20 protein-coding genes and 1 pseudogene are annotated in these 18,508 nt (G+C 43.1%); 16 read left to right on the plus strand and 5 right to left on the minus strand.

What is annotated here, in order from left to right:
* Positions 1 to 28 precede the first annotated feature (28 nt).
* A pseudogene (locus tag ACYP03_RS06275) lies at positions 29 to 233 on the minus strand (IS256 family transposase); the annotation flags it as partial.
* A gap of 142 nt (positions 234 to 375) precedes the next feature.
* On the opposite strand from ACYP03_RS06275, the gene ACYP03_RS06280 reads away from it, so the two are divergent.
* Entirely contained in the window at positions 376 to 2,544 is a 2,169-nt protein-coding gene (locus tag ACYP03_RS06280) for a DUF6862 domain-containing protein (RefSeq protein ID WP_459778902.1), read from the plus strand.
* Positions 2,545 to 2,659: 115 nt separating this feature from the next.
* Positions 2,660 to 3,031, plus strand: a complete 372-nt coding sequence (locus ACYP03_RS06285) for a hypothetical protein (RefSeq protein WP_459778903.1) — start codon at positions 2,660 to 2,662, stop codon at positions 3,029 to 3,031.
* Positions 3,032 to 3,337: 306 nt separating this feature from the next.
* Here ACYP03_RS06285 and ACYP03_RS06290 read toward each other — a convergent pair whose 3' ends face one another.
* On the minus strand, positions 3,338 to 3,850 hold the full coding sequence (locus ACYP03_RS06290; protein WP_459778904.1) for a hypothetical protein: 513 nt from the start codon (positions 3,848 to 3,850) through the stop codon (positions 3,338 to 3,340).
* On the opposite strand from ACYP03_RS06290, the gene ACYP03_RS06295 reads away from it, so the two are divergent.
* Positions 3,827 to 5,515 (plus strand): YwqJ-related putative deaminase, encoded by a 1,689-nt coding sequence (locus tag ACYP03_RS06295; protein ID WP_459778905.1) that lies wholly within the window; start codon positions 3,827 to 3,829, stop codon positions 5,513 to 5,515. The two genes, ACYP03_RS06290 and ACYP03_RS06295, sit on opposite strands and share 24 nt — an antisense overlap.
* 2 nt (positions 5,516 to 5,517) lie before the next feature.
* Entirely contained in the window at positions 5,518 to 5,934 is a 417-nt protein-coding gene (locus ACYP03_RS06300) for a toxin-antitoxin system YwqK family antitoxin (protein WP_459778907.1), read from the plus strand.
* Here the strand turns inward: ACYP03_RS06300 and nfi are convergent.
* On the minus strand, positions 5,913 to 6,605 hold the full coding sequence (nfi, locus tag ACYP03_RS06305; RefSeq protein ID WP_459778908.1) for a deoxyribonuclease V: 693 nt from the start codon (positions 6,603 to 6,605) through the stop codon (positions 5,913 to 5,915). The genes ACYP03_RS06300 and nfi overlap by 22 nt on opposite strands.
* A gap of 317 nt (positions 6,606 to 6,922) precedes the next feature.
* Here nfi and ACYP03_RS06310 point away from each other — a divergent pair, with 317 nt between their 5' ends.
* The 8 genes from ACYP03_RS06310 (at position 6,923) to ACYP03_RS06345 (ending at position 12,252) form a co-directional block, all read left to right on the plus strand.
* Positions 6,923 to 7,282 carry a hypothetical protein gene (locus ACYP03_RS06310; protein WP_459778909.1) on the plus strand — a complete coding sequence of 120 codons (360 nt, stop codon included), beginning with the start codon at positions 6,923 to 6,925 and terminating at the stop codon, positions 7,280 to 7,282.
* A 202-nt stretch (positions 7,283 to 7,484) separates the two neighbouring features.
* Positions 7,485 to 8,039 carry a hypothetical protein gene (locus ACYP03_RS06315; RefSeq protein ID WP_248143069.1) on the plus strand — a complete coding sequence of 185 codons (555 nt, stop codon included), beginning with the start codon at positions 7,485 to 7,487 and terminating at the stop codon, positions 8,037 to 8,039.
* Positions 8,040 to 8,202: 163 nt separating this feature from the next.
* Positions 8,203 to 8,559, plus strand: a complete 357-nt coding sequence (locus ACYP03_RS06320; RefSeq protein ID WP_459778911.1) for a hypothetical protein — start codon at positions 8,203 to 8,205, stop codon at positions 8,557 to 8,559.
* Between the two features lie 862 nt (positions 8,560 to 9,421).
* Positions 9,422 to 10,039, plus strand: coding sequence for a hypothetical protein (locus ACYP03_RS06325; protein ID WP_459778913.1), 618 nt, complete (start codon positions 9,422 to 9,424; stop codon positions 10,037 to 10,039).
* A gap of 447 nt (positions 10,040 to 10,486) precedes the next feature.
* Positions 10,487 to 10,645, plus strand: a complete 159-nt coding sequence (locus tag ACYP03_RS06330; protein WP_459779174.1) for a DUF7919 family protein — start codon at positions 10,487 to 10,489, stop codon at positions 10,643 to 10,645.
* Positions 10,646 to 10,995: 350 nt separating this feature from the next.
* The gene (locus ACYP03_RS06335; RefSeq protein ID WP_248143076.1) at positions 10,996 to 11,286 is read left to right on the plus strand and encodes a hypothetical protein; all 291 of its coding nucleotides are present in this window, start codon (positions 10,996 to 10,998) and stop codon (positions 11,284 to 11,286) included.
* A gap of 269 nt (positions 11,287 to 11,555) precedes the next feature.
* Entirely contained in the window at positions 11,556 to 11,906 is a 351-nt protein-coding gene (locus tag ACYP03_RS06340) for a hypothetical protein (RefSeq protein WP_459778914.1), read from the plus strand.
* A 103-nt stretch (positions 11,907 to 12,009) separates the two neighbouring features.
* Entirely contained in the window at positions 12,010 to 12,252 is a 243-nt protein-coding gene (locus ACYP03_RS06345; protein ID WP_248143079.1) for a hypothetical protein, read from the plus strand.
* Between the two features lie 318 nt (positions 12,253 to 12,570).
* Here ACYP03_RS06345 and ACYP03_RS06350 read toward each other — a convergent pair whose 3' ends face one another.
* On the minus strand, positions 12,571 to 12,927 hold the full coding sequence (locus ACYP03_RS06350) for a VOC family protein (protein WP_459778916.1): 357 nt from the start codon (positions 12,925 to 12,927) through the stop codon (positions 12,571 to 12,573).
* A gap of 338 nt (positions 12,928 to 13,265) precedes the next feature.
* Here ACYP03_RS06350 and ACYP03_RS06355 point away from each other — a divergent pair, with 338 nt between their 5' ends.
* From ACYP03_RS06355 to ACYP03_RS06370, 4 genes are all read left to right on the plus strand, one after another.
* A complete protein-coding gene (locus tag ACYP03_RS06355; protein WP_330961299.1) occupies positions 13,266 to 14,261 on the plus strand; it encodes an AraC family transcriptional regulator in 996 nt (331 codons plus the stop codon).
* A gap of 289 nt (positions 14,262 to 14,550) precedes the next feature.
* The gene (locus ACYP03_RS06360; protein ID WP_459778920.1) at positions 14,551 to 15,030 is read left to right on the plus strand and encodes a DoxX family protein; all 480 of its coding nucleotides are present in this window, start codon (positions 14,551 to 14,553) and stop codon (positions 15,028 to 15,030) included.
* Positions 15,031 to 15,200: 170 nt separating this feature from the next.
* Complete coding sequence (locus ACYP03_RS06365) at positions 15,201 to 15,869, plus strand: alanyl-tRNA editing protein (RefSeq protein WP_459778922.1); 669 nt, start codon at positions 15,201 to 15,203, stop codon at positions 15,867 to 15,869.
* 462 nt (positions 15,870 to 16,331) lie between these two features.
* Positions 16,332 to 16,754, plus strand: coding sequence for a hypothetical protein (locus ACYP03_RS06370; RefSeq protein WP_459778923.1), 423 nt, complete (start codon positions 16,332 to 16,334; stop codon positions 16,752 to 16,754).
* 104 nt (positions 16,755 to 16,858) lie between these two features.
* Here the strand turns inward: ACYP03_RS06370 and ACYP03_RS06375 are convergent, their stop codons facing one another.
* Positions 16,859 to 18,469, minus strand: coding sequence for a methyl-accepting chemotaxis protein (locus ACYP03_RS06375; RefSeq protein WP_459778924.1), 1,611 nt, complete (start codon positions 18,467 to 18,469; stop codon positions 16,859 to 16,861).
* Positions 18,470 to 18,508: the final 39 nt, after the last annotated feature.

Here is an 18,508-nt window from a genome sequence, read left to right on the forward strand (position 1 = left end):
ACTGTGCATAGTTCTGTGTCAGCGTAAGTCATAGATTCACATATTGATCGACCCTGTCCGGGAAATGGATGTTCAGCTGGGATAGCGTCAGGTTTCAGTTTTGCACCGGATGCGTCCACTTCTCGGAGGACTTCAATATCCCCCGCATAGAGCAGCTTCAGCAAGCTGGTATCGTTGGCGAAGCCGTCCTTGGTTTTGGTCTGCTTGTGGGAATGGTGATGTGTTGCCTCGACTTCATAAAGTTGCAAGGACAGGCATTTCAGTGGCGGCCTTTTGATCACTAATCCCCCCACATACCTCAAAAATACTTAACCTCAGCCCACAACCTTCACCTCCGGCGGCACGGCGGACATTAACGTCGGCGGGAACACCGACATGACCGGCGCGGTGGTCGCCACCGTCGATGAAAACGGCAACGACCTCGGTAATCTGGCACTGACTACCGGCAGCCTGACTTTCCGCGATCTGAACAACACCGAATACCGTCAGGACATGTCCGGGGGCATCACGTCCAGCACAGGCGTGAACGCAGGTGAGATTGACTCGACTTACAACAGCACCACACTGCAATACCAAAACACTTCGTCTTACAGCAAAGACAAAACGCTCGCGACCCTGGGGCAGGGTGAGATCAGCATTGCAAACGACAGCGACCTCACTGCCCTGAACCGCGATACCCACAGTACCAGCCGGGATCTGTTCGACGTCGATCGCCAGCAGGGCAATGTGGATGTCACCCTCGACCACCGCCTGCTGACCAAAGACGGGTGGAAGGAGATTCAGGAGGATGTGAAGCGGAATGAGCTGGGTTTGTCCTCGCTTGCTGATGTGGTCACCCAAGATTCCGTCTCTCTCGGTGATACTTTTGAGCATGTTGATAACGTCCAGAAAAACCTGGATGTTCAGAAGCTGGTTGCATCGAAAGATGGCGGCAAGTATACGGTGATTTTGAATCAGCTCGATAGCGCAATGGGTGAGGAAAAGCAGGCCGTAATCAATGCGTATGCAGCGGCTTATGCCGAGGTATATCACCTTGATATCGAATCGGCCCTTGTGGTTGCAGTGACCAAAGTGGTGAACGGCGCACATTATCAGACCGAGTCGGGGGCCAGCCAAATCGTCATCAACGACGAGAGCATGAAAAATGCCAGAGACTATATGGCAACGCTGGGTCATGAAGTCACCCATGCGCAAACGGCTCAGGGTGCGTTGGATTCGAGAAATAAAGATCAAGAGGAAGGGTATGCCCATCTGATGGGAGGCTATTCCGCAGACAATTATGCCTTTGTGCTGGAAAACAGCGGGCTGGGCACGGTCAGAGACGGAGATATCAACAGCCATGTTGGCAACAACGCTGTCCTGATTCAGCAAAACAGCACAGCTTTTCTGGTGGATGAAGCCACACTGCCGACAGGAAGTATCGATTACTACCTGAACAAGCAGGAAATGCTGGATAAGCTGTCTCAACTTGCCAGTTGTGGTCGGCAGGGTGCTGGCTCAAAAGCTTGTCAACAAATGAACCAGTCTAACTGGCTTGACCATACCCGGAATGTCGAGCTTCAGGTCGCCTGTCAGGATATGAGCAGCCCCGGCTGTCTCACACAAATTTCGAAGGCGCAGGCGGCCCTGGAGTCCTATGAAGACAAGGCATCGCCCTGGGATGACACCCGTTTAGGGGATACGCAAGGAAGGATCCAGGTAACGCTGGATGATCCATCGGGCAGGGAGCGTCAGGAACAGCAGGCACAACTGAACGCGTTGTTCGACGGCTTAATTGAATTCACCCCGGGTGCCGGGGATGTGAAGGGTTTTGTTGACGCGGAAAGCGGCATTGACTATCTGGTCGCGGGCCTTGGACTGATACCGGTAGCCGGTGATCTGCTGAAGAAAGCCAAAGAAGCGTTCAGCGCCGGTCGGGTCGAAGAAGCCAAAGCATTACTGAGTAAAGCGCAGGAGCACCTCCAGCATATGGATGCGGATTTTGATGATTTGCCCTCATCGAATCAACTGGCTTTAACGGAGAAAGCATCGTCACATCCCCCTGAACTGCCACATTCGGGTAAGCAGGATGGGGATGCTGTTACGCCTCATGAAAAGCCATCAACACCGGAAGCTGAGAGTACGCTGGCGAAGAATGATGCTCAAGGTAGTGATATTGGGGGGGATGATGGTAGGATGCAGGGTGAGGATGTTGCCCCAAAGGGAACACTCTCGAAAGCAGAGGCAACCAGCGCAGGTTTGCCGGAACTGCCTAATGGTTATCATTACCGTACTGTTGGTAGCGAAACGCAGGTTGTCAGAAATCCCGGGCAGGCAGGAAAATTGCCGCCAATGCATCTGGAAAATGGGAAGCTGATACCGGGGTCAAAACCGAGTGTTGTAAGGAATACGGCTACACGCTCTGCTTTCCTTAAAGACTTGGCAAATAGTGATAAGGTTCCGTCAAATATCAAGCCTTGGCTCGAACAGGGCAAGGTACCCCCCCGGATATACCGTCCATCACAAAAAGGCCCTGTTCGATGGTGGTACGGATTCAGTGGATAATATGGTTCTGCAAGGTGTTGATCTCCATAAAAACACGCACAAGTTCTATAGACCCGGTGGGAAGGTTCCGAGCATAAATCCCTCTCAAACTAACCCTTATTAATTAGGTGTGGGTATGAAATACGATAAAGCGACAATTCAGTGGTTAAATTTGCTTCATTCGTCTCCGAGTTTTGTAATTAAAGTGGGTGAACAAAACGAAAGCCCTAGTGTTTTACCTGTGCGGTCGGTGCCCAAGGATGATGGAGAGTATTGGGTTGCGGGGGAAACTGAACTGAGGAATGGGTATAAAATTCCGTCTGTTTTTCGAGTGGATACGGACACCGGCGGAAATCTGTTGGGGGTCTATTGGAAAATTCAAAATGAGTGGTGGGATTTTCAAGATAAGCCAAGCGTTTTAGAAGCTCTGGCTTTGACCGAAGAGGATGTTTTTCCGTTTGATTGGACGTATTCAGTTTCTTTGGATGAGGATATTTTCCACTCGTGAAAATCACTCTGCTTTTGATTTCCCCACGTCTTCCCCCTGGCACCCTTCCATCCTGATTGCACAATTAAGTTACCAGGACAGGCACTTCAGTGGCGGCTTTTTGACCGCCAATCCCCCCGCATACCTCAAAAACACTTAACCTCAGCTCACAACCTTAACCTCCGGCGGTACGGCGGACATCAACGCCGCCGGAAACACCGATATTACCGGCGCGGTGATCGCCACCGTCGAAGAAAACGGCAACGACCTCGGTAATCTGGCACTGACTACCGGCAGCCTGACTTTCCGCGATCTGAACAACACCGACTACCGTCGGGACATGTCCGGGGGGCTGACGTCCAGTGCGGGTCTGTCAGAGGGTCTCGATTTCACGAAGTACACCACCAGCCTGCAATACAAAAACACCTTGTCTTCTCTTATAGCAAAGACAAAACGCTCGCGACACTGGGACAAGGTGAGATCAGTATCGCGGACGACAGCGTCCTCATCGTCCTGAACCGCGATACCGGCAGCACCAGCCGGGATCTGTTCGACGTCGATCGCCAGCAAGGTAACGTAGATGTCACTCTTGACCACCGGCTGCTGACGGAAGATGGGTGGAAGGAGATTAAAGAGGATGCGAAGCGGAATGGCATCTTTGTCGATGCTGTCGTGGATACAGCACAGAACGAAAGTATTGGCCTGCTGGGTGATGCAGCCAAGGGTGTCGAGAATTTCTTTGCACATCAGGACAACAAACAGAAATTCTTCACAGCGACCAAGAATTTTGTGACGGAGCCGCAGAATGAAGCCTTGGTGGCGGTTCTGAATGACAGTCATGCGACACCGGAACAAAAGCAGGCCGCTTATGCAGCTTTGTCGGGTTATGTCTCGGCAGAGCTGGGCATTCCTCCGGCACAAGCCCTGCTGGCTGTGGTTGACACCTTTGATGGTGGCAGACGGAAAGGCGCTTATGCCAACGGGACGTTTTATATCGACGACCGCGAACATACCCGCCTTGAAGATGTGGTGACCACTGTTGGTCATGAAACCCAGCATCACATTGATGCCCAGCGCGGCCATCAGGGAGAAGGTGAAACCTACGATGACAACCGCGAACAATATGCCGAGGTGATGGGAGAGGCGACCCAGGATTACCTGAGCTTCAACTACGGCAATGCAGACAAGGGCGAGTTTGGCGGCTGGAATACTCAAACCGGCACGAAAGGCAGTGAGCTGATTGCACAAAACCAGAGCCACTTTGAGTCTGACAGGCAAAGTGGCGAGATGGATTTTCGTTTGCCGAATGAGACAGAGCAATCCGTTCTGAAGAAGCTGGCTGGGGATGATCCGGACAAGCAATATGAACTATTGAGTGCGGCGTGTGCGATGACGAAATGTTCAAGGCAATTCGTCTATGGCACAGAAAATTATGAGTATTACAAATCGCTGGAAAAGGAAGGAGCGAACTATCAGGAAGCTCAGACAGTTCTGGCAAATTACAGTGAAAAATCCCTAGAGCAAGGACGTACCTATCCAGCGGTTCAATGGGTTGTTACCGAAGGCCTGTTTCAGGACTCTAAGCCGTATCAGTTAGAGGATGCAGAGCAATTAGCTTTAAATTACCGAGACCATGATGCTCGGGTCCGTTTGATGGAGATTACTGGGTTAACTTGTGACCAAGTTGGAGAATATATTACCGGAATTACAGTCATAGGTGGCGTCCTAGCGACTGTTATCGAAGCGAGAAGTGGAAAAGTAAAGAAGCCATCTTCATCTCAGAAGCATCAGCAAAAACTTGAGTTTGGACAGAAACCCGTTGATGCAGATAAACCTGCGACCCACTTGGGTACGACAACGGAGAAACAGCAGAAACCATCTGAACCCACATTTAAATCTGAGCCGGAAAGTGTGCTGGCGAAGCGGGATGTTGATGGTCAGGGTGGTGATGATGGTAGGATGCCTGAGGCAAGTGTTGATCTAAACAGTTCTGTTGCTAACGAAGTTACTGCTTTGCAAAGAATTAAAACTAATGCGGCGAGTAGAACTGAGCTAAACCAACAAATTAACTTGCGTGGAGCAACCGCTGCAGAATATGACAGACAGTTAGTTGAGGGGGTTTCATTTAATAAAATGGGGCCAGCTTTAGCTGGTGTAATGGATACTAAAACTGGTCAAATATTCTTTGGTAGGAATACAGGTGTTGGTGAAATACCAAGTATTTTGTCTCCTGATATGCGTTTGAGCTTGGAGCAAATGCCGGATAAAGTTCTTACTGGTTATATCAAGACTAAAGGTGCAGGTACTCATGCTGAGGTTCACGCATTGAACGAGGCTATGCTTGCTCGACCTGGTTCGATAAAATCCGACTTTTTACTTCAGGTAATTAATTCTGGTGGATCTAAATCTACTAGAGGTAGCACAATACCGCGTTGTCCTCATTGTGCATATTTGACGAATGGTGCTAAGTTTCCACTAGAACCGCCTTTGAAAGGAAGTAACTAAAGATGGTAAGTAGAATTCTAGAAAGTGAATTGGAATATGATGATGATATTCGTTGTTTCAACGATATCCCGTTTACTGGTATTGGATATGAGCTTTTTGATAATGGTGAGTTGAAGTCCGAATCAGAGTATAAAGATGGCTTGGAGCATAATGTTTGTAAAGAATGGTATTCAAATGGTCAGTTGAAACAGGAGACAGAATGTAGACGAGGTATGAAGTATGGTGCACTGACTTCTTACTTCGAAGATGGAAAAAAGAAAGTGGAATCCCATTACGAATGGGGGATAGAGCTGGATTATATGGAGTGGTCAAATGATGGTAGCCTGCTTGTCGAAAGGAGGTTGGACCCAGAATCACCTGAGTCTAACTACAAAATCCTTCAAAAATTCAGGCGTGTTTATGGTGAACTAGGTGATTGAGAATTCTTTAGTTGAATTTTAACTAGATGATCTGCATGTCTGGTTGTCTCCGGCAGACGGTATTTATTAGCTAGCTTTAAAATCCATTCACAGGCTGTTTCCAATGAAATACGGTGCCCAATAGACACATAAATTGGCTTAATGTCAGTTTGAGTTCTTACAACGTTGCCAATTACTTTATCATTTTCAATAAGGGGTGCACTAGCGCCTCTTGTTGTATCTGGCTCTTGATGCTCCCCTAGCAAGCGTGTCTTGCCACAGCCAATCGTTGGTACATCAAAGATCACACCTAAATGGCAGGCAAGCCCAAAACGTCGAGGATGGGCAAGCCCTTGTCCATCACACACAACTAAGTCTGGTGTATGTTGAAGTTTCGCAAATGCTTTGATTAATGGTGGTATTTCCCGAAATGAAAAGAGCCCTGGAATATATGGGAAGCGTTCAATGTCTTCAGCGGTTGCTGTTTCAACTATCTCTAAAGTCTTGGCGTTGAGCGTGACGACTGCAGCGACTAATCTATTGCTGTCCTTTTGGTAGGCGACATCGACCCCTGCGACAAGCTTTATCTCACCGAGTTGATTTGTCGGAACAACTTTATCTGCCAGTTCTTGTTGTAGGTTTAAAGCTTCTTCCTGGGATAAAGCCCAAGGGTGATTGATAATAGGTTTCACTGATAGTTTTTGAGTTTTCTGAAAGTCGGATATTCGTATGCTTTAAGAGAATGCCATCAATAGTTGTGACTTACAAGAAAGATAGTATAAAAATAAAAAAACATTAACTTTCAATGCGTTATGGTGGTACCTTCTCTGGTTTATACTGATTGGCTCAAGTGAGTTGTTGGAGTTGCAAGGTCGTGTTCAAAGTTTTGTGTATGCCTTTCCGAGCTTTCCCTAACATCTCTAAAAGCACCTAAAGTCAGCCCATAACCTTAACCTTAGGCGGCACAGCAGATATCAAAGTCGCCGGGAATACCGACGCCACCGGGTCGGTGATCGCCACCGTCGATGAAGATGGCAACGACCTCGGTAATCTGGCTCTGACCACCGGCAGCCTGAGCTATCGCGATCTGAACAACACCGACTACCGTCAGGAGATGTCCGGCGGCCTGACGTCCAGTGCAGGTCTAAAAGGTGGCATCGATTTCACGAAGAACAGCACCAGCATGCAATACAAAAACACCTCGTCTTACCGCAAAGACAAGACGCTCGCGACGCTGGGACTGGGTGAGATTAACATTGCAGACGACAGCGACCTCACCGCCCTGAACCGCGATTCCAGCAGCACCAGCCAGGAACTGTTCGACGTCGATCGTCAGCAAGGCAATGTGGATGTCACCCTTGACAGCTGACGGAATATATTTGAGACAACATTTTTAGAGCCGTAAATTACTGTAGATGATGAAGTAGAAAGATATCATTACAAGCGTGATGTCGCTTCGTTTTGGTGAGTTTTTATGGCAGTTTGATTAATTTTTCCATCAAACTGTCCTCATTGATTAAATGGTTTTCGAATGAAAATTTTTGAATAGATATACATAAGTGAGAATAATCATGTTTAAAAAATCTCTAGCTGTAGGTATTGTGGCAATACTAGCTGGGTGTTCCAGTTCACCATATCAGTACTATGAAGAGTCGACATCAATTGAAAAGGGGATAACGAAATACCAGCTGAACGATGTAAATCTAAAATTAACTTTAGGTCATGGAGCGATTCCTGGAGACACAACTTTTGCTTCTGAGTCTAAGTTGAAAGAAGAGTTTTATGCTGCATTACTAGAAGAAATGAATAAGCAAGGTGTGTTGTCAAATAATAACGATAAAGATGCAATTCAAGCAAGTATCAGTATTCAGTACCAAAGAAACTTTAACTATGGTGGCAAGGCGTTGAACAAACCTGCTGTATCCCACGAAGTGGTTGTACAAAGGAATGGCAAACGATTGGCTAGCTTCCAGGAGTCTGGATACACAACAAAATATGCTTATTTTGAAGATGCCGCAGTATCGCTAGAAATAGCTTCCTTCCAATGGGGAGCAGAAGATGAGCCGAGAGATATTCAGATGATTTCCAAACTAATCATTGAAGAATTGAGTGAGCTTGGGAAGTGATTTTTTTGGGAAGAGGGGCTGATAAATCCAGCTACTTTATAAAATTCCAGTAAATGTTTCTGATCGATTTTTGAGGTTCTACAAGAGGTGATAGTGAAATTTATACATGATTTGGATATTGGTATGATCTAAACCATTCATCTAACTTGGAACTATTCGGAGGTTGACAATTGACTCAACGGAGATAGAACTGGATAAGCTGTGGAGTGATGAGAGATTCGATGAAGACAATTTATCTGAGATAGAAGGGATTTTAACTAAGAAATCTTCGTATGTTTATTTTTTTGTTCGTAAAATCGACATTAATTCATCACAAATGGATGTTTTATATCTAATCATATTGACTGTCATTCCTTTGGAAATTTGTGTTCTATATGCAATAGAACAAGATGCTTGGGATATTGGGGATTTTTCTGAATATGGTTGGTTTCAAGGTGTTGATACATTTAATTTAATATCTCTGTCTTATTATGAATATTGGCTCTCTAATCAGATTTTCAGAGATGGAAGAAATAAATGAGACTGGTTAATATAAAAGTCTTAGCATATTTAAAGAATATTTAGCGTACGTTCTTGCTGTTAAGGTAATAGAAACTGGTTGAGATGTTTCGGGGGAATGGGAAAATCATGAAATAGTTTATAAGATCAATCATGAATAATTGGAATACGTAGAGATGATTTTGGGAAGGCAGACTCAAAACAGATTGATAGGTTTTTATAATCAACCTAATTATGATTTAGTTAGTATTGGAGGGGTTCATGTGTCCGATTAGATGTTCAAGTGAAGAATAAAGTCATTATTGATCTTTCAGAATCTGAGTTGCGCTATCTTTTGGCTTCAGGTTATGGATTGTTTTTGAATATCCCGAAGGAATCATTATCTAATTATATAAACTTTAATGCTGATGAAATTAATGAGGTTCACTTAAATGCAAAAAATTTTGGATTAAAATGATAGTTCAGTTTAGTTGGGATTTTTGTTTTGTAAATGTGTAGATTTTACTTATTACATATTTTTGATTAAATGATTTGTTAGTTTTAATTATGATTTTCTTTGTTGGAAAGATATTAAATATAGGAAAGTCATACAGGTAGCATTAAAATTTTAGATGTAAATATGACTATAATTTTTGGTATAAATAATTAATTTAAAAATATTTCAGATTCAGACGAAAGAGATTAAATTTGGTACATCTCTACATGGGAAAATCTGGTAGCCATGGTGGAAAAGGTTCAGAGCAATTTCAAAAAAGAACTCAGAGACATGATTGATATTAGTAATTCATTAAATGAATTTAATTCCATAGTTCAACCTCTTAGAGATCCTTGGAGTATCGATCTTTTGCTTCTGCCGGATTTTTCGAGCTCTGGAGGGTAATGGTATGGAATATGAAACTTTGAATAAGTGGTGTAATTTCTGTGAAGGGAAAGTGATTTTAGAACCTTCGTATTTTTTAACGATGTTTCATGGTGTCATCAGTGATAGAGATCTTGAAGAGATTTTTAAGTATTTTCCTTGTGCTTCTGAGTTGATTGATCGAGTCAGGAACGTTCAGTCTGTGATGCATAATCTTAGAAGTTTAGGTAATAGTGATCCAGCTCAGTGTCTGGAACTAGCAGCACGAGATTTATCGGAAAGATTAAAAGCATCTAGGTTGCTAGGTGATGAGGAACTAGTAGATGTTGCAAGGAGTGTATCTAAAAGATTTGTTTTGGATTTTTCAATGGTAAGAACTGCACAAAGTGATGATTGGAACATTGGCCTTATTGAAAATACTAATGATTATGTGAATTCGGTTATGATTTCCAGAGAACAGCATTATTATGCGATTTTTGAGGCATTTTATGGGATGACAACTTTATTTCCCATGAAATGGTATCTATGTGCTCCTTTGACGGAAACATCAATAGATTTTTCTAATTTTTTCAAGCTCTGGGAATTACGTGGAGACTATGCTCTTACTGGAACTGAACTTTTAGTATCACAGGACTTCAACTAAGCAGATTCTCAAGTGATAATGAAGAAATTATACTCATATTTACTTGTGGCACACTTTTCGATAATCTAAAAAAATTAACAGTTATATAAAGAACAAATCACTATTTCATAATTTTTACGATTAGCTTCTACCCACATTTATTACTAGGTATAAGGATGAGTTCATTTCATTCCGTATGATTCATAAGATGTCGTTAAATACACTAGAGATGTGGCAGTATTGGTTATCAAAGCTTACAATGAATGGTGAAGTGATGATTGAAATTATTGATGCTCTCTTACCTGAAGATTATTTTGTTTTTTTATCTTGTAGTGGAGGAAGATATCCTCTACAAGATTGTTTTCGCTTTATGAATCACGCTTAAGGTTCTTCTACATTGGATATTGAATCTGGTGGTCGAAAAGAGTATTTGGGGGCTGCAAGAATATGGGTTTCATCAAGAAATGGATGTGTTTTTTTGCAGCGCCATCGATGGTTTACCACTATGTCGAAAAACATAGTTATTTGCCTCCTCAAGAGTTTGTGGAGGTTGTTATGGCATTTGATTGCACTAAGAAATTCACAGCTCAAAAAGTATGTTTAAATGAAAATAACGGATTGTTTTAAATAAATAATCTCAAGTTTTTAATGGTGTATTAATGTTATTTTTGTTTTTTTGGTTTATATGAGTGGGGTGCTATAAAATATTTTTTAAAATACACATCATGGCGATCTTAAGGTGTCTTTTTAATAAATTTTGTGAATCATATTAATTGATTTTTTAATATGATTATGGATGAGTTATTTGAAATATTTTGATGGTGATTCATGAATCATAATAAAGGAAAATATTAAATTTTCATCCAATGGATTATTCTGTTATTTATTTTGGCGTATAAGTGACAGTGTTGTGTTCATAAAGATATAAAATTTTTGAAAAAATGTCACAAAAAATAAAGTAAAAATATGAGGTTTTAATGAAATCATGTACGTTACTAATTCCTATTGATGAGTCGTCTATTATTTTGCGAAGTTGTGATGGCTTGGTTTTATTTCAAGGGGATGAATTTCAAGCGAACAAATTTTGTAATATTATACCACCAGTTGCTGGAGGGGATACTTACCGCCATGTCTTATCTGGTGTATATGAATGTAAAAATGGTTCGATTATTGTTAGGATTCAAGATGGATTTGATTTAGATAGTATGGTTGAAGTAGTATTTGATACTTCTATTATAAAAAGGATTTCAGTTTATTGGTCAATATAAAATGAAAATATGCGAGAATTCATGCAAAAATACTGTGTTGATAGTTTTTTAACGGATTTGATTTTAAATGTATGTTGAATAAGATAGTATAAAAATTTTTTGAACGTAGAAAGTGAGTTTTTTATTACGATTGTAGCTGATGTTAGTCAATAAATAAGGAGTACGCTTTGTCTTGAATTTAAATGTTATATCGTTTTTTATAATGTGTTTGTTGATTGTTTTGGTGATGAATAACTGGTTATTCCATATTTAATGGACTGGACATATTGATGATAATAAAAAATGAAAATGAAATTTTTACAGATTCTTTTGGATTGTGGGTGTCTGGACTGTTTAGTGCTATTTCTGGACATATTCCAGAAGTGTCGTTTGATGAACAGAAAGATATATTTTTTACTTTATTAACGAATTGGATGAATGAGGGCAAGGTGTTTTTTTGCAGTCCTGAAGACCCTCTAGAGACATTTTGGGATGCTGAGAATGATGAAATCATTTCTTATCTCAAAAGGTTATGGCCAGAATCTGTAACATCAGAATTAGATTCAGATTTAAATTTATACTTTTATGAAATTCCTGCGATTGTTTGGGTCGGTCCGGGTGGTACGTTCATTGGTTCATGATAATAGAAAATAATTATACTTATATTCTAAAATGAATGTTTTTTATTTATGATCTTATATTGAAAAATATTATTTTAAATTGTATGACACAAAGAGGTTGAAAATGCTGGATGATTGGAGTGAAATAAATTGGCATGGTGTTAAATCAATTCAAAGAACATATTCCGATGGTACGGATGTAATCATTTCAATAAGGATGAGTAACGATTGTTATGAGATCTGGACGATTGTTGAACATAGAGTTTCCGGTCCGGTTGAAAGTATGAATTGCTTTGTGGGAACTTATCATGATGCAATTGAGAACATGCTTGTTGAAGCAAAAGGTTGGGATTTGGATTTCTTATAGTTCATGGTTTATTTTTAATGTGCTTACTGAGGTTTTTCAATTGGGATAAAATTTTTTGCTGTCTTGATGATCGAAAAATTCAGAAGGAATAGTCCTGATATTAAGTATGAGGCCACACAGTTTCTATCACCAGAATTGCATGTTGAAGCAATGCTCTAAACATGAAACTTGGTAAATAAACCATGGATAAATGGGGTTGATGATTGAAGTATTAACGAAATTAATTTGTGCCAATTTGGATTTTAATAACGGATTATCAATATTAAATTGACGATTTTTAATGAAAATATCGCATGCAATAGTCTCAGCTTGAGTGATTTATTGAGCAAATGCTCTGCTTGAGATACAGACATTATTTTTGTCCGGGTCTTTCACGTTCGCAAATAAGTACCCATTCCCCTGATGTGTTGCACCAAACTTCAAACCATTTTTTAGTGCCTTCTGTTTAAATGCTTCAACATCGGAGACAGAAAAAACAAGTTTGATACATGCCTGCCCTAATTTAACGGCAGAACCCGCCTGATGGATTAAAATGACTTCTTTACCCTCCGATGTTTTCAGTGAGATCAAGCGATCTTCCCGAGAGGCGATCAGGTCAAAGTGTTTTGTATAGAAATCAGCAGTCTTTTCGACATCTTTCGCATAGATAATGACGCTTGATAGGGAAACTTTCATCGATCACCTTTCTTTGCCAAACTTTTTAGTCAACAACAGTACATTCACATTGAAAACGGGACGTGTCCAGTGCGACCCGTTGGTTCAGTCAGCACGGCTCAGTTTACACGTTGCACGGCACAAGCATGCTACCGCCCTAAACATTGTCTTACTGAAGGATAGATACCTTGTGTAACAGCCATGATATTCACAGAAGGCACCTGTTTCACGTCTTGGTATGTTTTGGATTTCATATCTGTGTTTTGGAACAAGTTCTGACAGGTTTCACGAGTATTGGTTGTCCCAGCGTTGCAGTGTTTTGGAAGGCCGCTAACTTTCTTTCAACAGACTGAGTGTTTATGATTCAGATACTTGAACTGATTCAGCGAGCACAGGATGTGATGCAATATTCCGATTCACTCAGCCAATTTATTCACAAACTGGCACCGCGCGTAGACGTTTTTACTCAGATACAACTAAATGAACCCTGGGGAATTGCGGATTCACAACGCGAGCGGGGCAGTTTCTGTTATCTGCTCGCCGGGCGTTGCAGGGTTGAAATTGAAGGAGAACCTGCCCTCACTTTGCAGGAAGGCCAGATGGTGCTGCTTCCCTATGGGGATGCTTACCGGGTGATGAGTGAAGCGGGTGTCGAGTGCCAGTCAGTCTCTGAGGTGTTCGATGGCAATAGAGCTGATAATGTCAGCTTTGGAGTGATCGGTGGTACTGGTGCCTCCTGTGAGTTGATGTGTGGGGCGATTACGTTTTCCATGATTCAGCATTGGGGGATGGATGCGACGGCGGTCCGTCTGCCTAGGGTTATGGTTATTGATATTCATCACAGCGAGCGAATGAGCCGCTATATGGCGTGGATCTATCAGGAAAACCTGCAACGTCAGTCAGGTCACCAGCTTGCCCTGAAGCATCTGCTCGAGCTGATGCTGCTGGAGATGATCCGTGGTCTGCCGCATCTGGATATTCATCCGGGCTGGCTCCGGGCAATCAATGACAGGTACCTCTCTCCGGCAGTACTGGCAATTCAGCAAGACTACCGCCGGGACTGGCGGCTGGAAGAGCTGGCGGCAATATCGGCCTTATCCCGATCGGCCTTTGCCGAACGGTTTAAACGCCTGACAGGGAGCACCCCCCTGCAGTATATCCGTCAGTGGCGTTGCTTTATTGCAGCCCAAAAGCTGGCAGAAACCACTCAGTCTGTTCAGGAAATTGCGTTTGAATGTGGCTTTCAATCCAGTGATGTTCTGATCCGGAACTTCAAAGAATTTCACCGCACCACGCCAAAACAATATCGAATGAACGCCCAGAACCGTCAGCGTGATTTCAGCGTTTCTCCCTGAAGTCAGGAAAAATCGATAGATCGTCCAGATGCATCGATACTCAGTCCGTATACAGCCCGCCTGTCTTTCTCCTCTTTTTCGGTTGCCTTAAAGTGGCTGGAAAGGAGGAAACACATGATTGATTGGAACCATAAACCAGTGATCAGCATGAATCTGTTAGCGGGTTCGTTGTCTGTCCGTGTTGGCGCTTTGAGGCATGGATAAACGTTGTTTCCTTCTTCCTGAATTGTGGTGGCACGGATGCCCGTTCCCCCAATTTTTTCCATTGAATTTCGGAGGAAATCTGACTATGACGACACCATTGGTGATTTTAATCCTGCTTTGCAGTCCGTTACTTTTGTCTTACTTCGCCGGAAAGCGGGGGGCTGAAGCGTGTGACCGTTTTGCGAGCTATGGTCTGGGCCTGGCTTTTTTGTTCTTTGCGCTCGGACATTTTGTCGCGACTGAAGGCATGGTTGAGATGTTACCGCCCTGGCTGCCTTTACGGGATGACATTATTTATCTCACCGGGATGTTTGAAGTGGTCATTGCCATCGGGATCTTCCTGTCTGCTTATCGGCAGGTTGCGGGTCAGGTCGCTATTGCCACTCTGATTTGCTTTTTCTCTGCCAATATTTATGCCGCCTGGCACAGCGTTGGACTCGGCGGACATCAGTGGGGTCCCGGGTACTTGCTGATTCGTGCGCCGCTTCAACTGATCCTGATTGGCTGGGCGTACTATTTCTGTGTGAAACGCCCGTCGTATCAATCAATGACTGATTCAATTTGAAAACCAGAGTTTTTCTTTCCTTGTGTCTTCAGATCGAATCTTTGCTGAAGCGAAATTCTTGCTGGCTTGTGCGTTGCACGCAAAAGAGTTTTTAATTTGTGGCTGATTCAAGTGCGTTAGATTTGGTATTAAACTGTGTTTTCAATCAGTTGGTGATAAAGGAGTTATCAATGACGACACGTTTGTATATGACGACATCAGAGCTGACAGGAACAGCACAAATAATTCGGTGTGACGCAGATGAAACAGGATACATTGCAGAGCTGGATGCCACTTTGTTTCACCCTCAGGGGGGCGGGCAGCCCAGTGACCTTGGGGAGCTTGAAAATGAGCCGGGTGTGAAGGCGACTGTGCTGCAAGTGAAAGAGGTCGATGGGGTGATTTTGCATTGGCTGGATGTGCCGCTGCCGCCCGGGACTGTCATGATGCGTGTGAATCAGGCCGTCCGTCAGCATCATGCGGCGCTTCATAGTGTGGGTCATGTCATCGGGAATATCGGTCAGCAGTACGGATGGAAACCCGTGAAGGCCCATCACTGGCCGGAAGAATGCCGGATTGAATTCATGCCGGAATCAAATTGCTCTGAATTGGAAGCGGCTGAAATTGAAAAGACACTGTCTGATCTGATTGCTCAGGGCCTGACTTCCAAGATCTATACCGATGAAAAAGGATTCCGTTGGGTCGGTTTCGGTGAGTTATCTCCCTGGCCATGTGGCGGAACACATCTGAAATCACTCAGTGAAGTGAATGGCAAGGTGTTGGCTACGGTCAAAGTGAAAAAGAGTAAACTGATCGTGAAGTACAGCATTGAAGCATCGAATATCGGAGAAAAGGAATGAAACATGGTACTCGATCTTCATCGCTGTCTGGGCACGAACAAAGCATAAAATGAGCACTTCAGAGAATGTCTGATGGTATGAAGCCAGTCGCCCGGCAGGTATGGCTGGCTTTTGACTTACTGATGCCGGGGCGAAAAAGCATTTAAAATTTGAGTACTTTAATCACATCAAGGACTCTTCATTTTTAAAAAAATCAGGTGATTTCAATCAAATAAATTTATTTTTTATATCAGTGGTTTGATTTGTTTTATTCTCGGATTGATATTAGTGAATGCTATTTAAATTTGTTATTATCATGTTTTTAATTTATGTTTTTTAATAATTATCGCTTGATCTTTTCTCGGGTGTTCTTATAAGATGTAAAAAGAATTCAATTCTGGATTCATAATTTAACTTTAAGTGATTCATCAGATGGATATATCTGATTTTGACTTAATGTTATAATAATAAGGAAAGTTCCCCATGAAAAAAATATTAAATTTCTTAAACAGGGACTTGTTCCCGATAAAGCTGCATACTGCATCTGTGATTGTATGCTCTGTTTTAGCCTTGTTCTTTGATCTATGGCAGCTTGCGACCAGCTCAAATGAGTTCCTGGTGTGGGTTTCATTGATATGTCTTACCGTGACTGCATTTGGATGGATTCAGGCAACGAGCAGTGGTTTCAATCTCTATTTGTTGGCATATATTGTTCCGGCGGCATTATTGGCCATCGCGCATGTGCCGGGTGGTGAACACTTGGGGATCAATTCAGGTGACTTCATTACAAGTGCTTATGCGTCGCTGATATCAGCGCTGTTTCCCTTGATTGTTCCTTTGATCACTGTGCCTTGTGTTCTCGTGATCAGCTCATTTACCCGGTGTCTTGAGCAGCAATCGAGCTAAGCTGGGAATCGGCAGGACGTTTATTTAAAGCCAGGATAAACTTTGCTCATCCTGGCTTTATCTGACTGTAGTTGTATTCAGGTATTGTTTTTAATTTAAGTTTGTTAATCGATTTTAAAAAATGACATTTCCTTTCTGAGATTTTGTGTCAGCGCTAAAATGTCGTCGTTTGCCAGCATGGTTTGATTTGCATTGCTGGTATTCTGCTGCACGATTTGGCTAATCGCTTCCAGCCGTTGTGAAATATCTTTCGTGACCGATGATTGCTCTTCTGATGCCGTTGCAACCAGCGTGTTGATATCTGAAATTTGAGAGACTTGCTCTGAAATCGCCTGAAAAGCATGCGACAGCGCCTGGGTATTCGTCTGAGATTCAGCCACCAGTTCTGTATTTAACTTCATATGATCGTCGGCTCGTTTCGATTGCTCCTGAAGCTGACTGATAATCTGTTGAATATGAATGGTCGATTGCTGGGTTTTTGCTGCCAGAGCCCGGACTTCTTCGGCAACCACTGCAAAACCGCGACCCTGTTCGCCGGCACGGGCAGCCTCAATCGCTGCATTCAGTGCCAGCAGGTTGGTTTGATCCGAAATGCTGTTGATGACCTCGACGACCGAACTGATGTTATCCGAATGGAGTTTGAGGTCATTGATGATCGTGGCAGATTCCGTGATGGTGCTGCCCACGCGCCCGGCAATATGATCCGAACGCTGAAGCGTGCTGGTGCTGTCCGTGATGATGCTGATAGCAGTTCCTGTGGCACTGTCGGCCAGTTGCGCATTTTGCGCGACATCAGAGGCTGTAGATGAAAGCTCTGTGGCCGCAGCTGCAACCTGCTCGACTTCGGAGAGTTCCCGCTGCGCGTTTACAGAGTTACCGTGGATAACTTCTGATATTTGTGACTGATTGGCTCCAAGCTGCCCCAGAATATTTTCCGAGGACTGGATAATGGTGACAATGCTGCGCTGCAGCGTGTGCAGAGACTCCGTAATCAAATCCAGCTCGTTATTGGCAGCGGCAATCTGATTGGGCGTAAAATCGCCGTCAGACATCTTCTGAATGGCCCTGGTAATCTCGGGCAGTACTCTGAGTTCTTTGCGGATAATCCAGAACGAAATCATAAAACCCAGGATACAGGCAACAATAAGCAGGGAAATCGCGAGCTGAATATCTGAATCATATTGTTTCTGGCTGGCCTGATAAATTTTCTGAGAGGTGGACAGCTGGATCTGTATGAGTCCATCAATATGCATCGAGATGGGGTCAATCAAGTCATAAACTTTCTGAACGATTTGATCGGCAGTCTCAGGGTTGTTCCGGGCTTCCTGTAATAATGTAACCAGGTCCTTTTTGATGACCTGAATTTCCATGGACAGTTGATTTGCGATCACTGTTTCTTCAGCAGTTAACGTTGTCGAAGAATATTGTGTCCAGGTGTCTGCCACTTTATCTTTTGCATTCAGTACGGAAGCTTCCAGTCCGCTCTGATTTAAACTACCAATATTCCATTTGTTGAATGCATCCACGACCTCTATCGCGAATGCATCTGAAATTGTTTTTAATTGTTGTAATGGGATGACGCGATCCAGATAGATCGAATTCATTGCCTGCAGCGTGCTTTGATTACCAGACATTTGATTCCAGAAAATCAGAAACATAAACACACACAGTGTCGAAGGGACCACAAGAAGTTTTGTGAAAATTTTTCGTTTCATATGAAATCAGAATAATACCGTGGAAGTATAAAGTGTTGA

The organism is Photobacterium sp. R1, from assembly GCF_054600795.1.

Bases quoted from the DNA above. Each gene is read 5' to 3' on its own strand.
- ACYP03_RS06280 (WP_459778902.1), top strand. From the start codon at position 376: ATGACCGGCGCGGTGGTCGCCACCGTCGATGAAAACGGCAACGACCTC.
- ACYP03_RS06315 (WP_248143069.1), top strand. From the start codon at position 7,485: ATGTTTAAAAAATCTCTAGCTGTAGGTATTGTGGCAATACTAGCTGGG.
- ACYP03_RS06290 (WP_459778904.1), bottom strand. From the start codon at position 3,850: ATGACTGTCATTCAGAACCGCCACCAAGGCTTCATTCTGCGGCTCCGT.
- ACYP03_RS06350 (WP_459778916.1), bottom strand. From the start codon at position 12,927: ATGAAAGTTTCCCTATCAAGCGTCATTATCTATGCGAAAGATGTCGAA.
- ACYP03_RS06355 (WP_330961299.1), top strand. From the start codon at position 13,266: ATGATTCAGATACTTGAACTGATTCAGCGAGCACAGGATGTGATGCAA.
- ACYP03_RS06365 (WP_459778922.1), top strand. From the start codon at position 15,201: ATGACGACACGTTTGTATATGACGACATCAGAGCTGACAGGAACAGCA.
- ACYP03_RS06300 (WP_459778907.1), top strand. From the start codon at position 5,518: ATGGTAAGTAGAATTCTAGAAAGTGAATTGGAATATGATGATGATATT.
- ACYP03_RS06330 (WP_459779174.1), top strand. From the start codon at position 10,487: ATGTGTTTTTTTGCAGCGCCATCGATGGTTTACCACTATGTCGAAAAA.
- ACYP03_RS06335 (WP_248143076.1), top strand. From the start codon at position 10,996: ATGAAATCATGTACGTTACTAATTCCTATTGATGAGTCGTCTATTATT.
- ACYP03_RS06340 (WP_459778914.1), top strand. From the start codon at position 11,556: ATGATAATAAAAAATGAAAATGAAATTTTTACAGATTCTTTTGGATTG.
- ACYP03_RS06325 (WP_459778913.1), top strand. From the start codon at position 9,422: ATGGAATATGAAACTTTGAATAAGTGGTGTAATTTCTGTGAAGGGAAA.
- ACYP03_RS06375 (WP_459778924.1), bottom strand. From the start codon at position 18,469: ATGAAACGAAAAATTTTCACAAAACTTCTTGTGGTCCCTTCGACACTG.
- ACYP03_RS06285 (WP_459778903.1), top strand. From the start codon at position 2,660: ATGAAATACGATAAAGCGACAATTCAGTGGTTAAATTTGCTTCATTCG.
- ACYP03_RS06360 (WP_459778920.1), top strand. From the start codon at position 14,551: ATGACGACACCATTGGTGATTTTAATCCTGCTTTGCAGTCCGTTACTT.
- ACYP03_RS06370 (WP_459778923.1), top strand. From the start codon at position 16,332: ATGAAAAAAATATTAAATTTCTTAAACAGGGACTTGTTCCCGATAAAG.
- ACYP03_RS06345 (WP_248143079.1), top strand. From the start codon at position 12,010: ATGCTGGATGATTGGAGTGAAATAAATTGGCATGGTGTTAAATCAATT.